The sequence below is a fragment of the Agrobacterium larrymoorei genome, assembly GCF_013322225.1.
Lineage (GTDB): Bacteria > Pseudomonadota > Alphaproteobacteria > Rhizobiales > Rhizobiaceae > Agrobacterium > Agrobacterium larrymoorei_A.
Window position 1 is genome coordinate 69,788 of sequence record NZ_JAAMFB010000011.1, and the last position, 13,031, is coordinate 82,818.

At 56.4% G+C, this 13,031-nt stretch carries 15 protein-coding genes; 8 read left to right on the plus strand and 7 right to left on the minus strand.

Annotated features, from left to right (window positions below; genetic code table 11):
* Positions 1 to 20: 20 nt before the first annotated feature.
* A complete protein-coding gene (locus tag G6L28_RS06460; protein ID WP_174062963.1) occupies positions 21 to 389 on the plus strand; it encodes an Hpt domain-containing protein in 369 nt (122 codons plus the stop codon).
* Between the two features lie 145 nt (positions 390 to 534).
* Complete coding sequence (locus G6L28_RS06465) at positions 535 to 855, plus strand: 2Fe-2S iron-sulfur cluster-binding protein (protein ID WP_174062964.1); 321 nt, start codon at positions 535 to 537, stop codon at positions 853 to 855.
* 273 nt (positions 856 to 1,128) lie between these two features.
* On the opposite strand, the gene G6L28_RS06470 is transcribed toward G6L28_RS06465, so the two are convergent.
* The gene (locus G6L28_RS06470) at positions 1,129 to 1,755 is read right to left on the minus strand and encodes a DUF922 domain-containing Zn-dependent protease (RefSeq protein WP_174062965.1); all 627 of its coding nucleotides are present in this window, start codon (positions 1,753 to 1,755) and stop codon (positions 1,129 to 1,131) included.
* Between the two features lie 178 nt (positions 1,756 to 1,933).
* On the opposite strand from G6L28_RS06470, the gene folP reads away from it, so the two are divergent.
* Genes folP through folK form a run of 3 tightly spaced genes read left to right on the plus strand, consistent with a single transcriptional unit; the run spans position 1,934 to position 3,617 of the window.
* Complete coding sequence (gene folP, locus G6L28_RS06475; protein WP_174062966.1) at positions 1,934 to 2,710, plus strand: dihydropteroate synthase; 777 nt, start codon at positions 1,934 to 1,936, stop codon at positions 2,708 to 2,710.
* Between the two features lie 15 nt (positions 2,711 to 2,725).
* The gene (gene folB / locus G6L28_RS06480; protein WP_174062967.1) at positions 2,726 to 3,091 is read left to right on the plus strand and encodes a dihydroneopterin aldolase; all 366 of its coding nucleotides are present in this window, start codon (positions 2,726 to 2,728) and stop codon (positions 3,089 to 3,091) included.
* Complete coding sequence (gene folK, locus G6L28_RS06485) at positions 3,084 to 3,617, plus strand: 2-amino-4-hydroxy-6-hydroxymethyldihydropteridine diphosphokinase (RefSeq protein WP_174062968.1); 534 nt, start codon at positions 3,084 to 3,086, stop codon at positions 3,615 to 3,617. The genes folB and folK overlap by 8 nt, the downstream gene beginning before the upstream one ends.
* Positions 3,618 to 3,623: 6 nt before the next feature.
* Here folK and G6L28_RS06490 read toward each other — a convergent pair whose 3' ends face one another.
* The 4 genes from G6L28_RS06490 to G6L28_RS06505 all read right to left on the minus strand — a co-directional run bounded on the left by G6L28_RS06490 (position 3,624) and on the right by G6L28_RS06505 (position 7,471).
* Positions 3,624 to 4,178 (minus strand): hypothetical protein, encoded by a 555-nt coding sequence (locus G6L28_RS06490; protein WP_174062969.1) that lies wholly within the window; start codon positions 4,176 to 4,178, stop codon positions 3,624 to 3,626.
* 113 nt (positions 4,179 to 4,291) lie between these two features.
* A complete protein-coding gene (locus G6L28_RS06495) occupies positions 4,292 to 5,383 on the minus strand; it encodes a YcjF family protein (protein WP_174062970.1) in 1,092 nt (363 codons plus the stop codon).
* Positions 5,380 to 6,855 carry a YcjX family protein gene (locus G6L28_RS06500; protein WP_174062971.1) on the minus strand — a complete coding sequence of 492 codons (1,476 nt, stop codon included), beginning with the start codon at positions 6,853 to 6,855 and terminating at the stop codon, positions 5,380 to 5,382. The genes G6L28_RS06495 and G6L28_RS06500 overlap by 4 nt, the downstream gene beginning before the upstream one ends.
* Positions 6,856 to 6,961: 106 nt before the next feature.
* On the minus strand, positions 6,962 to 7,471 hold the full coding sequence (locus G6L28_RS06505) for a SixA phosphatase family protein (protein WP_174062972.1): 510 nt from the start codon (positions 7,469 to 7,471) through the stop codon (positions 6,962 to 6,964).
* Between the two features lie 269 nt (positions 7,472 to 7,740).
* Between G6L28_RS06505 and dksA the strand changes: the two genes are divergently transcribed.
* Complete coding sequence (dksA, locus tag G6L28_RS06510; protein WP_174062973.1) at positions 7,741 to 8,160, plus strand: RNA polymerase-binding protein DksA; 420 nt, start codon at positions 7,741 to 7,743, stop codon at positions 8,158 to 8,160.
* A 122-nt stretch (positions 8,161 to 8,282) separates the two neighbouring features.
* Here the strand turns inward: dksA and tyrS are convergent, their stop codons facing one another.
* On the minus strand, positions 8,283 to 9,536 hold the full coding sequence (gene tyrS, locus G6L28_RS06515) for a tyrosine--tRNA ligase (RefSeq protein WP_174062974.1): 1,254 nt from the start codon (positions 9,534 to 9,536) through the stop codon (positions 8,283 to 8,285).
* A gap of 148 nt (positions 9,537 to 9,684) precedes the next feature.
* Here tyrS and G6L28_RS06520 point away from each other — a divergent pair, with 148 nt between their 5' ends.
* Positions 9,685 to 10,818, plus strand: coding sequence for an anhydro-N-acetylmuramic acid kinase (locus G6L28_RS06520; RefSeq protein WP_174062975.1), 1,134 nt, complete (start codon positions 9,685 to 9,687; stop codon positions 10,816 to 10,818).
* A gap of 82 nt (positions 10,819 to 10,900) precedes the next feature.
* On the opposite strand, the gene G6L28_RS06525 is transcribed toward G6L28_RS06520, so the two are convergent.
* Positions 10,901 to 11,578: an alpha/beta hydrolase gene (locus tag G6L28_RS06525; RefSeq protein ID WP_174062976.1), complete on the minus strand. Its 678-nt coding sequence runs from the start codon at positions 11,576 to 11,578 to the stop codon at positions 10,901 to 10,903.
* Between the two features lie 214 nt (positions 11,579 to 11,792).
* Between G6L28_RS06525 and G6L28_RS06530 the strand changes: the two genes are divergently transcribed.
* Positions 11,793 to 12,962: a cysteine desulfurase family protein gene (locus tag G6L28_RS06530; RefSeq protein WP_174062977.1), complete on the plus strand. Its 1,170-nt coding sequence runs from the start codon at positions 11,793 to 11,795 to the stop codon at positions 12,960 to 12,962.
* Positions 12,963 to 13,031: the final 69 nt, after the last annotated feature.

The following is a 13,031-nucleotide window of genomic DNA, read 5'->3' on the forward strand; positions in this document are numbered from 1 at the left end:
GACAAAAGAGGATGAACCGAATGGCCGCGCTCAGTATTGCTTTTGAAGCGCCCGATAATTACGGAAGTGCATCTCCTGCATGCAGCAAGCCCATCGATTTCAACCATCTCGCCCGGCAGACCATGGGCGACAAGGAACTGGAAATCGAAGTCCTGCAACTTTTCACCCGCAATGCCCGCACGCTGCTGCACGACCTTTCAATCTCTGATGACGCGGGGATGAAGGCCATTGCGCACAGGCTTAAAGGTTCCGCAGATGCGGTGGGCGCGTTCAATGTCTCGGCAGCGGCCGAAGCAGTTGAAAACGGAAGCCGGGATGGTGCCGCACTTGCAAAAGTGGCCAGCGCGGTCGTCGAGGCCGAAAACTTCATCCTGAAGCTCTGCCGTTAAGCCCGCGATCCTACCGGACCGGGATGCGCCCGGCGCAATGTTTTTGAAGGCCAGTTCCGATGCAGCCGCTTTGATGGGTTGCCAATCGGGGCTGGCCTTTCTATTTGTTTAGAAACATTCTCAAACGATCTTCTGGATTTCCGACATGACCAAACTGACCATCGTTGCTTTCGACGGCACGGCAACCGAACTTGACGTGAGCAACGGCTCCACCGTCATGGAAAATGCCGTCCGCAATTCCGTTTCCGGTATCGATGCCGAATGTGGCGGCGCCTGTGCCTGTGCCACCTGTCATGTCTATGTCGATGACGCCTGGACAGAGCGTGTTGGATCGCCTGAGCCGATGGAAGAAGACATGCTGGATTTCGCCTTCGACGTTCGCCCCACATCACGTCTTTCCTGTCAGATCAAGATGTCGAACGCACTGGACGGGCTGGTCGTTCATGTGCCGGAACGTCAAGGCTGATAGCTTTACCCAAGAAAATGCCTCGCCCTCGATTCTGGAGGAGCGAGGCGAGGCGGGCACATCACCAGCAGGCAGGGGAGGAAGAAGCCTGCGGCTCAAGACGTGCCAGGAGAACCCACGCAGTATTCGCAGTCAGCGGGTGACGTTGAACTCAAGCTAATTCATACGTGAGTCCCGCATTGCGGGCCACGGCAAGAAGTCAACGATCATATCAAGCATTTTACGCAGCTCTGGCCAGAAGCTTCGGGCAGTCGTCGAAAGCTCGAAACGACTTCAGCGACTCGTATTCTGTTGCTGAATTCGGTGCTTTAAAAGGCGGGTCATTCTGGCATCGAAGTTCTTGGATTCCACCGCGTCGAAACGGTATTGATCCTTATCGTGGGCGTTCATCACGTCCTGCGTCACATCGGCCACCATCTTCTGCATTTTCTCGCAATCAGACTGGGCCCTCAGGGCCTTCAGACGCTTATCCAGCGTGCGGGCATAGGTGCGGGCAATTTCTGCATGGCGCTCTTCATGCCTTTTTATGTCGGCAGCCAGCGTATCCCAGATCAATGCAAGATCGGCATTGGTGCGTTTTCTATTCGACCAGCGGGGCAGAAGGATTTTTGTGTTGAGCGTAACCTTGACCGTCCCGACACCGCATTTCCCGTCCTTTTCAACGTAGGTCAGTTCGCCGCCGAACTTGATCTCAGTTGCGCCCGGGTGTCTTGAGCCAGTGGCTTTCGTCATCGGACCGCGCTCGGAAAGCTCACGATCCAGATCTTCGGCACTCTTTCCACCAATGGAGAAATAGGAGAACGTCTTGTTGCTGATGGCTTCCGCGAAAGCAAACTGTGGCAGGCACGACAGAAAGACGCCAGCCACAATCGCGTGGCGCAAACGGAATTGCTGTTTCATTTGCCTGCCTTTCGGTTGAACTTGCCGGATGATTGCGGCATAGGCGGAGTGAATAGACTAGAAATGATAAGACACTCCGTAATTTCGGAAAGGCGTACGTTACTTGATAACAGCCAGTGGCAATGTGTGGCAAGCTGCCCATGGGCGTTCCCTGAAACTTGATGGGAATGGCTTAATCATGGCCATCGTAAACGCAACGCCCGACTCTTTTTCTGATGGCGGGCGGTTTCTGGCGTCCGATCATGCCGTTTCTCACGCGCTGGCGTGCGTTCGCGAAGGAGCGCACATCATAGATGTTGGTGGCGAGTCGACCAGACCGGGTGCTGCGGCTGTTTCGGATGCGGAGGAGCAGGACCGGGTGCTTCCTGTTATTGAAAAACTGTCTGGAGAAACCGAAGCGCTGATTTCCATCGATACCTATCGTGCGTCGACGGCAAAGCTTGCGATTGAAGCAGGCGCTCACATCGTCAATGACGTATTCGGCCTGCAAAAAGACGCTGAGATGGCGAATATCGTCGCAAATGCGGGGGCGGGCATCTGCATCATGCATACCGGCCGCGACAGGCAGAAATTGCCTGATGTGATCGCAGACCAGTTCGAGTTCCTGAACCGCTCGCTTGAAATTGCACAGGCCGCAGGGGTGGCGCGCGAAGCCATTATGCTGGACCCCGGCTTCGGTTTCGCCAAGGATACGGATGAAAACGTCGCGCTGATGTCGCGTTTCGATGAGCTTCGCGCATTCAATCTGCCTATCCTTGCCGGTACTTCGCGCAAGCGCTTCGTCGGCGCGTTGACGGAGCGTGAGGCGGCGAATGACCGCGATGTGGGGACTGCTGCAACGACGGCGATACTGCGTCTTGCGGGCGCGGTCGTCTTTCGGGTTCACAACGTTGCCATGACGAGGGATGCTCTTGCCATTGCCGATGCCGTTCTAGCGGAAAAAAAGAAAAGATAAGGGGAAGAGGCAGTCATGAGCAAATACACAATCCTTTTGAAAAACTGTTCGTTCTTCGCCCGCCATGGCCTGCTTGAGCAGGAAGAGGTGCTGGGTCAGCGCTTCTTTGTCGACGCGGAAATGGAAGTCGAAGCCGGCAACGCACTTGAAACGGACGAGATTGAAAACACCGTCGATTACGGTGTGGCTTTCGCTGTCATCGAAAAAATAGTCGTCGGTCAGCGTCGATATCTCATCGAAGCTCTCGCAAACGATATCGCCACTGCGCTGCGAGAGCGTTACCCACAAATTGTCTGGGTCAAGGTCACGGTGCGCAAACCATCGGCGCCTGTGCCAGGCATTCTCGATTACGCACAGGTGAGCGTTGAACAGCATGCCTGATGCGATGACGGTGGCTGCACTCGGTCTTGGCGGCAACATTGGCGATCCACCAGCAGCCATGGCAACGGCGCTAAAGGCTTTTAGCGATCATCAGAGTTGTCGCCTGCTGGCCGTATCCGATCTTTACAGCACCCCCCCGTGGGGTAAGACGGATCAGGCTGACTTCTTCAATTGCTGCGCGCTTGTCGAGACGTCGCTGTCGGCGGAGGCCTTGCTGGATCTTTGTCTGGATATTGAGCGTGGAATGAAGCGCGTACGCGCCGAGCGCTGGGGGCCACGCACCATCGATATCGACGTTTTGACGTATGGCAGCGAAGAGATGGTTACCGACCGCGTCGAGATTCCGCATCCACGGATGACGGATCGCGCTTTCGTACTCATGCCGCTTCACGATATCGCGCCCGATCTCTTCGTGAAGGGAAAATCGGTATCCGAATGGTTGGCAGATGCCGATAAAGTCGGGATCAAACGCGCAAACGAAAAACGGGAGTGGTGGACACTCCCGTCTACAAGCATTGAAAACTGACAGTTCTTACGGCTTGATCGAACCGACCGGCATGTCATCGACGCTGCGCGCCAAGGTGAGCCCGATAACCGGTATCATCTGATCCGCCACCTTCACCGAAATGGTGATGTTCATGGAGTTGTTGTCCTGAACGCGGGCAACCATTGCGCCGTTGAGCTTGGCGCGGTTGATCCCCATCACCACCTTGTCACCGCTGACTTGGCCCGATGTGATGTCTAGGCCTTTACCTTGAGAACCATCAAGGAACTTGCCCTCGTAACCGCCGCCCTTTTTGGCGATTACGGCGGACATCGGCTGCTTGAAAACACCAACGCGGCAAGTGCCGTCGAGCTTGATGCCTGTTTCCTTGTCGCCGAGTGGTTCGCCCGTCAGGTCGCAGTTGAACTTGGTGCCCTTGTACTTGCCGGCGACGATTTCTCCCGGGCCAGACCACGCACCGGCAACGGAGCCGAAAAATACATCGTCACGCGAAGCTGCCTGAACGTCGGTAACTGCAAGTCCGCCGCTGACGGACATAACGGCGGCAAGTCCGCCCAGAAGCGAAAAGAAGCGCGAATACATGATACTTTCCCTGGCGAATTGGCCGCTTGTGTGGGAGCAATCTAGTTCGCGAATGGTTAATGCTTGGTTTATTTCGGTTAATTCAAGTGGCCGGTTCGTAACCTTTTAAAACGCTATTGCCCTCGTATCCAAGGCTTTTCCGAGATTTTTGAACCGCTTAGATCAGGTGTCAGGTCGGACATGAAGTCACTTATTCCTGGGCGCTTCAGTGCGCGGAAGGGCAGAGGGCGGCAGAGATCCATCGCTGCGATTCCGATGCGCGCCGTCATCAGGCCGTTTATGACGCCTTCGCCCAAACGAGCGGATAGGCGCGATGCCAGACCGTGACCGAGAACCTGTTGCGCAAGCCCGTCACCAACCGCAATCGATCCCGTGACGGCAAGATGTGCGACGACGTCCCGCAATAGCCGGATCATGCCAAGTGTCCCGGGGCGTCCCCCGTAAAGCTCCGCCATGGCGCGAACGAGCCTGGTGACTTCAAACAGCACATAGGCGAGATCGACAATGGCTCGAGGGCTGACCGCAGTCACGACCGACACGCGCTTTGATGAGTTGAGGATCAGCGCGCGCGCCTGCCGGTCCAGCGGGCCAAGAAGTTCGCGTTCCGCAAGCTCGATCAGGTGGGGGCCATCGATCACATCGTTTACGGTATCTTCCAGTGCAGCGCGGCCTTTTGCCGTTTCGGCGCGATGGGAGAGTACGGCAGTGAGACGCATGATGACGGCACGGGCGGCAGACGGTCGTTTTGCCAGCGCTGCTGCTTCAGCATCAGTCTTGAGTGATTGCACCGCATTTAGTCGCATGATGCCGATGGCTTCTCGGGTCACCACGGCGAGAACACCGAAAATGGCAACGATCAGCGCAATGCTTGCTGTATATCCAAGCCAATCTGCCCGGGTAAACAGGTCCCGGATCAGCTGGTCTGCCCAGAGACCGAATGCAAGTGATAAAAGAACGCCAAAGGCGCCTGCTGCCAGTTTTGCAAAAGAGAAGCGATGTTTTCCAGGCTGAGCGACTGGAAGAGGTGCGGCATCTACATCCTCTGGCCCGAGAAAGGGATCGTCATCATCCGGCGTCATCGAAACATCCGTATCGAAGCTTTGTGGTGGACGACTCATTGCCGGAGCGCGACTGTCTACGGTCGTCTCACTCTCCAGCGTAAACGCCGTCGGGCGGCGCCCCGAAATGTTGTTTTCTGAAGTCATGCGAGTTTGTCTCCAAAAAGGAACTGCATGGCGCGATCCAGCCTGATATGCGGAACCGAGAGCTTCACGCCGCCAGCGGTTTCCTCCAGCTTTGGTGGGCGGAAGCGAACAATATTGACATCCGGCAAGTCTGCATTTGCACCTTCGGCATCGATCTGCCGAAACAAAGGCTCTGGATCTTCAGGCAGGTCTCCGGGAAAGATCGCAGTTGTGCGATTGCCGTCGAACTGCTCGCCGTTGATCGTCTCGCCCGCCATTGGAGTGCCGACGATGACAGGCAGAGAATGACCGTCCTGACGTACGCTGGCTTCCTTTGTTGCGCGCACGGAAGCCAGAGCCATCACCTCGATACCTGCTCCGGTCATGCCGATGGTGGTCACCGCCCGATCCACCAGACGCCGCGTCAGGTTTTCAAGCCTGTCATGGCTTTCATGGTGCAGATGGTCTGCCTTGGTCGCGGCGACCAGCACCTTGTCAATTCGCCTACCGACAAGTGAGGATAGCAGGCTGTTCTTGCCGGGCCTGAAACAGGCCAGTACTTCGCCCAGTGCGCGCTCCAGATCCTGCACCGCTTCCGGGCCTCGATTGACCGCCTGAAGCGCGTCGATCAGAACGATCTGGCGATCGAGCCGCGCAAAATGCTCACGAAAGAATGGCTTCACCACGATGGATTTGTAGGCCTCATAGCGCCGCTCCATCATGGCGCGAAGCGAACCCTTCGGTGCTTTCTCGTCGGTGAGCCCAGGTAGCGGAGAGAAGGTGAGGGCAGGCGAGCCTTCAAGATCGCCAGGCATCAAGAACCGGCCCGGTGGCAGAGTGGAAAGCGAACGCTCGTCGGATTTGCAGGCCTTGAGATAAGCAGCAAAGCTTTCCGCCAGGCGCCGGGCTGTCATCTCGTCGGCAGGAGCATTGATGTCGATGGATGATGCAATCTCCAGCCACTCGCGCGCAAGCTCCGCACGAACGCCGGTCTGCGCAAGTGCGGCGGCACTGTCGCTAAACGTCTTGTAGTCCTGTGTCAAAAGCGGCAGATCAAGCAGCCACTCTCCCGGATAATCAACAATATCGATGGAGAGCTTACCGGGAGAAAACCAGCGACCCCAACCGCTCGCGCTCTGGTAATCCAGCGTTATACGAAGCTCAGAGATGGCGCGGGTGGAATCCGGCCAGATACGATTACGCACCAGTGCCTGAATATGGTCCTCATACTGAAAGCGGGGAATGGCATCGTCCGGCTGCGGCTCCAGCCGAACATGGGCAACGCGCCCGGAGCGGATAGCTTCGAACAGGGGCAGGCGACCGCCATTCAACAGATTATGCACCAGCGAAGAAATGAAAACAGTCTTACCGGCGCGGGAGAGGCCGGTCACGCCAAGCCTCAATGTCGGGTTCGTCAAAGCGCTTGCACGGTCCGCAATATTATCGATTGCGATCAGTGCGCTGTCGGTCAGGGACGTTAGAGATGGCGGCAATGACGGTTTCCCACAAAATATTCAGCTTTCGGAAAATATATAGGGAAGCCGGATGCTCAAAAAAGAAGCGGCGGCTGGAAAGTTTTGGATTGTCGCCGACCGCGCATCACGGCACCAGGAATTCAATGAGCCGCCATTGAGGTGTTTTGCCATCGCTGTCCGCAATCACATCCAGCACTGCGAGGCCCGCAGTCGGGAAGCCATCAGGTAGGGCTGTCTGCAGCGCTTCATGCCCAATCAACGCTTCAATCGTGCCCTCCATCGTCGGGTTATGACCGACAAGCATCAGCGAGCTTATTTCCTGCTGACCCAGAATGAGTGACAGATAGGTTTCCGGCTGCGCGTTGTACATCTCATCTACATAGGCGATTTCCACGGATTCGTTGAAGGCTCGCCTGAACGCATCCGTCGTTTCACGGCATCGAGTAGCGGTTGAACTGAGGATCAGGTCTGGTTTGTAGCGTTTGTCGACAGCACGGTCTGCGATCAATTCGGCCTGATCGTAACCCTTATCGTCAAGCTTCCTGTCGAAGTCTCGCTCACCTGGATTAGGCCATGCGGCTTGCGCGTGCCGTAGCAGATAAAGCCGGAAAGGTTGTGGTTTGGTCACTGACATTTCCGGGTCGTCCCATGCGGCTATAAAGATCGGACCTTAGCTTTACAGGACTAGACTGCTGCGCCGCAAGTGGCTCACTGTATAGGTAAGTCCAGATAATGTGATCGGAGAAATAATTCGTGTTTAGCCGATAAAGTATAAAAAATAGACATTTAGCTGATTTTTGTGACAGATTTAAAAATGCCTGAAAACCGTTCTCAAGACTTGAACGCTCGCATGGCATTGGAGTATACCCGCGCCATATGAGATGTTCTTCGAGGAGAATCGCGTTGAGTGAGAAGATCGATCTTAGCAATTATGTGCTCTCGGAAAGCGACGAGTTCATGAATGCAAACCAGCGGGCCTATTTCAGGGCAAAGCTGGTAGGGTGGAAAAACGACATATTGAGAGAAGCGCGCGAAACACTGGGCCATCTGGCAGAGGAAAGCGCCAATCATCCCGATCTCGCAGACCGGGCATCTTCTGAAACAGACAGAGCAATCGAACTTCGCGCCCGCGACCGCCAGCGTAAATTGATCTCCAAGATCGATGCTGCACTTCAGCGTATCGAAGACGGAACCTACGGCTACTGCGAAGAAACCGGCGAACCCATCGGCATCAAGCGCCTCGACGCCCGCCCGATCGCTACGCTCTCCATTGAAGCCCAGGAACGTCACGAACGCCGCGAAAAAGTCTATCGCGACGAGTGAGTAACTTCTGAGAAGATTATGATTTACAGGCCGTGTCTAAAACGATGCGGCCTGTTTCAGTTTGCTTCGAAGAAAAGGGCCGCTTTCGCGACCCTTTGTGTTTTTCAGCTATCTCAGATTGCTTAAGCCGGGCGAACCAGAATGTGCTTTTTCTTGCCCAGAGAAAGCTTGATCACGCCATCTGTCGTTACTTCGCCTGAACCGATCAGCTTACGCTCATCCGACATGCTTTCGTCATTGATGCGCACGGCACCACCCTGCACATGTCGGCGGGCTTCGCCGTTGGAGCTGGCAAGGCCGGCGCGGACGATGAGGGAAAGCAGACCGACGCCAGCTTCCAGTTCTGCCTTTGGCACTTCGATCGAGGGCAGGTTATCGGCCAGCGCGCCTTCTTCAAAGGTCTTGCGGGCGGTTTCAGCAGCCTGCTCGGCATTGTCACGTCCATGCAGCATAGCGGTGATTTCGGTCGCGAGGATTTTCTTGACCTCGTTGATTTCCGAACCGCCGAGAGCGGAAAGACGCGCGATCTCGTCCATGGGCAACGTGGTGTAGAGCTTCAGGAAGCGAGACACATCCGCATCCTCGGTATTACGCCAGTATTGCCAGAAGTCGTATGCGGAAAGCATGTCAGGGTTCAGCCAGACTGCGCCATTGACCGACTTACCCATCTTGGCACCGGAAGAGGTCGTCAGCAGAGGTGAGGTCAATGCGTAGAGCTGTGGTGTTCCCATGCGGTGACCGAGATCGATACCGTTGATGATATTGCCCCATTGGTCCGATCCGCCCATCTGCAAGCGGCAGCCGGTGCGCTTGTTCAACTCCACGAAGTCGTAGGCCTGAAGGATCATGTAGTTGAACTCGAGGAACGACAGCGACTGCTCGCGGTCGAGGCGCGTCTTGACGCTTTCAAAGGACAGCATCCGGTTGACCGAGAAGTGACGGCCAACATCGCGCAGGAATTCGAGGTAATTGATATCGCGGAGCCAGTCGCCATTGTTGATCATCAATGCGGGCGCAACTGAATCCTCGTAGTTGAGGTAATTCGAGAAAACACGCTTGATCGATGCAATATTGCTTTCGATGGTGTCGATCGTCATCAATTGACGGGCATCATCCTTAAAGGATGGATCGCCCACCATGCCCGTGCCACCACCCATCAACGAAATCGGCTGGTGTCCGGTTTTCTGCATCCAGTGCAGCATCATGATCTGGATCAGACCGCCAGCGTGCAGGCTCGGCGCGGTCGGATCAAAGCCAATATAGGCAGTCACGGTTTCCTTGGCGAACAGTTCGTCGAGACCTGCCTCATCGGAGATCTGGTGAATGAAGCCGCGCTCATCGAGCGTGTGGAGGAAATCGGACTTGAACCTGGACATAACCTTTTTCTTTCTGGGATTTTGTCGTGATGCTCACTGCATTTCAGTGAATGTCAGCGCCTTTAACATTGTTTTTTGAAAAGTGCACCCGTTTGCGCCATGAATGTTGGCAGTGATGGCAATATGATTCTTTGAGGCGGTGCTGTGCATGGGTAACGTGAAAACGGCAATCGGCCTGATGAGCGGCACATCGATGGACGGCATCGACGTCGCGCTATTGCGCACGGATGGAGAAACCATCGTGCGCCACGGCCCATTCGGCTATTTCCCCTATGATCCGCAACTGCGTGGCATCTGGCAAAAAGCGCTCGTCACCGCGCGCGCCATCAAGCAGCGCAACGAGCGTCCGGGTGATCTGGCGCATGCCGAGCAAATGCTAACGCTCGCTCACGCCGCCGCCATCAAATCCTTTCTGGCGCGACAAAAGCTCAGCCCAAGCGATGTAGACGTCATAGGCTTCCACGGACAGACTGTGTTGCACCGCCCCGACGAAGCCCTGACGGTACAGATCGGCGATGGCTCGTTGCTGGCAGAGGAAACCGGCATTGATGTCGTTTACGACATGCGTGCCAAAGACATGGTGCATGGCGGGCAAGGCGCGCCGCTGATCCCGGTCTACCACGCAGCGCTCGCCGCCAATCTGCCGAAACGCTTCGAAACGCCCGCCGTCTTCGTCAATATCGGCGGTATCTCCAACCTTACCTATGTCGGCGCAAGCGGCACACTTGCGGCTTTCGATAGCGGGCCGGGCAATATGCTGATCGACCAATGGATCGAAGCCCATACCGGCAAATCCTACGACAAAGGTGGGGAGACAGCTGCGAGGGGAAAGGTCATCCCGGCGCTCATTGAGCGCTATATGCAAAGTCCCTTCTTCTCCGCCAACATCCGCCGCTCACTGGACCGCTCGGATTTCGTACCTCCCGAAAAAGGTGAAGCCAGCTTTGCGGACGGTGCAAGAACGCTCGCGCACCTCACCGGTGCCGCCATCCTAAAATCCGCCAGCTATTTGCCAGAGGCTGCCAAGAGTTACGTGGTGTGTGGTGGAGGTCGGCTGAACCCGGTCATCATGGCGGAATTTACTGAGCAGGCGTCAAAGCTCGGCGCGCATGTGATTGCAGCGGAAAAGGCGGGTTTCGATGGTGGAGCGATGGAGGCGGAGGCCTGGGCCTATCTCGCTGTGCGTTCGCTGAAAGGTTTGCCGCTGACCTATCCGGGCACGACCGGAGTGAACGAGCCGGTGACGGGTGGTGTATATGTAGCGGCGTCGTGCCGAAGGTAGTGAATAATCGTCAGGGGTAAGCCACACCCGCCCTCGATTACTTCAAAGCAGAACGGCTGCCAGAGGCAGCCGTCAAATTCAATTACCGAATGCGCTTGGCAGCCGGTTCCGGCACCAGTTCACCGTTCAAACGGCGGTCCAGATAGTCGCCGCATTCGTTCATCAGCTCGTCCACCTTGCCGGAGAAGAAGTGGTTGGCACCGGGGAGGGTGCGGTGGGTGATCAGGATGCCCTTTTGGGTCTTCAGCTTTTCCACCAGACCGTTCACATCCTTTTCGGGCGCCACCTTGTCGGAATCACCGTTGATGATGAGGCCGGAAGACGGGCAGGGGGCGAGGAAGGAGAAGTCGTAGGTGTTCGGCTGCGGCGCAATCGACATGAAGCCTTCGATTTCCGGGCGGCGCATCAAAAGCTGCATGCCGATCCATGCGCCGAAGGAGTAACCGGCGACCCAACAGCTCTTCGAATCCGGATGCAGGCTCTGTACCCAGTCCAGCGCGGAAGCAGCGTCGGAAAGCTCACCGGCACCGTGGTCGAACTCGCCCTGGCTGCGGCCGATGGAGCGGAAGTTGAAACGCAGTGTCGTAAAGCCGCGCTTCTGGAACATGTAGAAGAGCTGGTAGACGATCTGGTTGTTCATCGTGCCGCCGAACTGCGGGTGCGGATGAAGGATGATCGCGATCGGTGCGCTTTTTTCCTTGGAGGGCTGGTAACGGCCTTCGAGGCGACCCGCAGGGCCGTTAAAAATGACTTCGGGCATTGGTACTCCGGTCGGTTTTTCTGTTTCTGACCGCTTTCCATGCGCAAGAAGACTTGACGCGGATGGTCAGCTTTTCTAAAACCCAGTTTAGAATTATTCGAAACTTTGCGTGCCTTCAGCACAGTTGGGTGTGTCATAAGGCAAGGGCGACGGAAATTTCAAGGAAAATGCGCTTTCACGCGCGAATGACCCGGATAAAGGCAGCTTTTGCGCCATGAGCATGACGACACGCACATATATGGACTGGAACGCGACAGCGCCGCTGTTGCCATCCGTCCGTGATGCGCTTGTTTCTGCTCTGGATTTATCAGGCAATCCGTCCTCCGTTCACAAGGAAGGGCGCGCTGTCCGTGCCGCTATAGAATCAGCGCGTCGCGATGTTGCGGCTCTGGTCGGTGCGCAGGCGTCGCACGTCGTCTTCACCAGCGGTGCGACGGAAGCGGCCAATCTGGTGCTTTCGCCGCTCTTTAAAATGGGCCGTGCTTCCCTAAATATCGGCCATCTCTACGTTTCGGCCATCGAACATCCCGCACTTCGCGAAGGCGGTCGCTTCGAGCGTTTGAATGTGACGGAAGTGCCTGTCACGCATCAGGGACTTGTTGATCTCACGGCTTTGGAAGCCCTGCTTGCTAGGCATGATGCGGCAAGCGGGCTGCCGATGGTGGCGGTGATGCTCGTGAATAACGAGACCGGCGTTATCCAGCCAGTGGAAGAGGCAGCAAAGCTCGTTCACGCCGCTGGCGGGTTAATGGTTGTTGATGCCGTGCAGGCGGTTGGGCGTATTCCCGTCGATATCGAGGCGATTGGGGCTGATTTCCTGATCGTCTCCTCGCACAAGATCGGTGGCCCGAAGGGCGTGGGTGCCTTGATTTCGCGCGGCGAAGTGATGATGCCGAAGCCTTTGATCCATGGCGGTGGTCAGGAGAAAGGGCATCGCTCCGGCACGGAAAACACGCTTGCCATTCTTGGCTTTGGCGTTGCTGCAACAGAAGCGGCACAGAGGCTGGATGCGGAAGGCGAGCGTTTGGCGGGACTGCGGGTGCAGCTTGAGAATGCGATGCGGGCTGCGGCACCTGACGTCATTATCCATGGTGCCGATGTTCAACGCGTTGCGAATACCACCTTTTTCACCCTGCCGGGCCTGAAGTCTGAAACGGGGCAGATTGCTTTCGATATCGAAGGTGTTGCGCTGTCCGCCGGTTCGGCCTGTTCGTCCGGCAAGGTGGGCGAAAGCCATGTACTGACGGCCATGGGGCATGATCCGAAGCTTGGCGCGCTGCGCATATCGCTCGGTCACGCCACCACTGAGAATGATATTGAAAAGGCCATTCAGGCCTTCGCGAAGATTGCCGGGCGGCGGAAGCTTTCCGGTCAGGCAGCCTGAAAGGGCGGCGATTAAATTGCGGAATGTCAAAGATTCCGCTTGCGGTGCGGTGTGAAAAGCGCCAACCCG

What these genes read in the sequence shown, in the direction of transcription:
- G6L28_RS06460 (WP_174062963.1), top strand. Translation starts at nt 21, where the DNA reads ATGGCCGCGCTCAGTATTGCTTTTGAAGCGCCCGATAATTACGGAAGT.
- G6L28_RS06525 (WP_174062976.1), bottom strand. Translation starts at nt 11,578, where the DNA reads ATGCCCGAAGTCATTTTTAACGGCCCTGCGGGTCGCCTCGAAGGCCGT.
- folK (WP_174062968.1), top strand. Translation starts at nt 3,084, where the DNA reads ATGCCTGATGCGATGACGGTGGCTGCACTCGGTCTTGGCGGCAACATT.
- G6L28_RS06520 (WP_174062975.1), top strand. Translation starts at nt 9,685, where the DNA reads ATGGGTAACGTGAAAACGGCAATCGGCCTGATGAGCGGCACATCGATG.
- G6L28_RS06505 (WP_174062972.1), bottom strand. Translation starts at nt 7,471, where the DNA reads ATGTCAGTGACCAAACCACAACCTTTCCGGCTTTATCTGCTACGGCAC.
- folB (WP_174062967.1), top strand. Translation starts at nt 2,726, where the DNA reads ATGAGCAAATACACAATCCTTTTGAAAAACTGTTCGTTCTTCGCCCGC.
- G6L28_RS06470 (WP_174062965.1), bottom strand. Translation starts at nt 1,755, where the DNA reads ATGAAACAGCAATTCCGTTTGCGCCACGCGATTGTGGCTGGCGTCTTT.
- G6L28_RS06495 (WP_174062970.1), bottom strand. Translation starts at nt 5,383, where the DNA reads ATGACTTCAGAAAACAACATTTCGGGGCGCCGCCCGACGGCGTTTACG.
- G6L28_RS06530 (WP_174062977.1), top strand. Translation starts at nt 11,793, where the DNA reads ATGAGCATGACGACACGCACATATATGGACTGGAACGCGACAGCGCCG.
- folP (WP_174062966.1), top strand. Translation starts at nt 1,934, where the DNA reads ATGGCCATCGTAAACGCAACGCCCGACTCTTTTTCTGATGGCGGGCGG.
- G6L28_RS06465 (WP_174062964.1), top strand. Translation starts at nt 535, where the DNA reads ATGACCAAACTGACCATCGTTGCTTTCGACGGCACGGCAACCGAACTT.
- tyrS (WP_174062974.1), bottom strand. Translation starts at nt 9,536, where the DNA reads ATGTCCAGGTTCAAGTCCGATTTCCTCCACACGCTCGATGAGCGCGGC.
- G6L28_RS06490 (WP_174062969.1), bottom strand. Translation starts at nt 4,178, where the DNA reads ATGTATTCGCGCTTCTTTTCGCTTCTGGGCGGACTTGCCGCCGTTATG.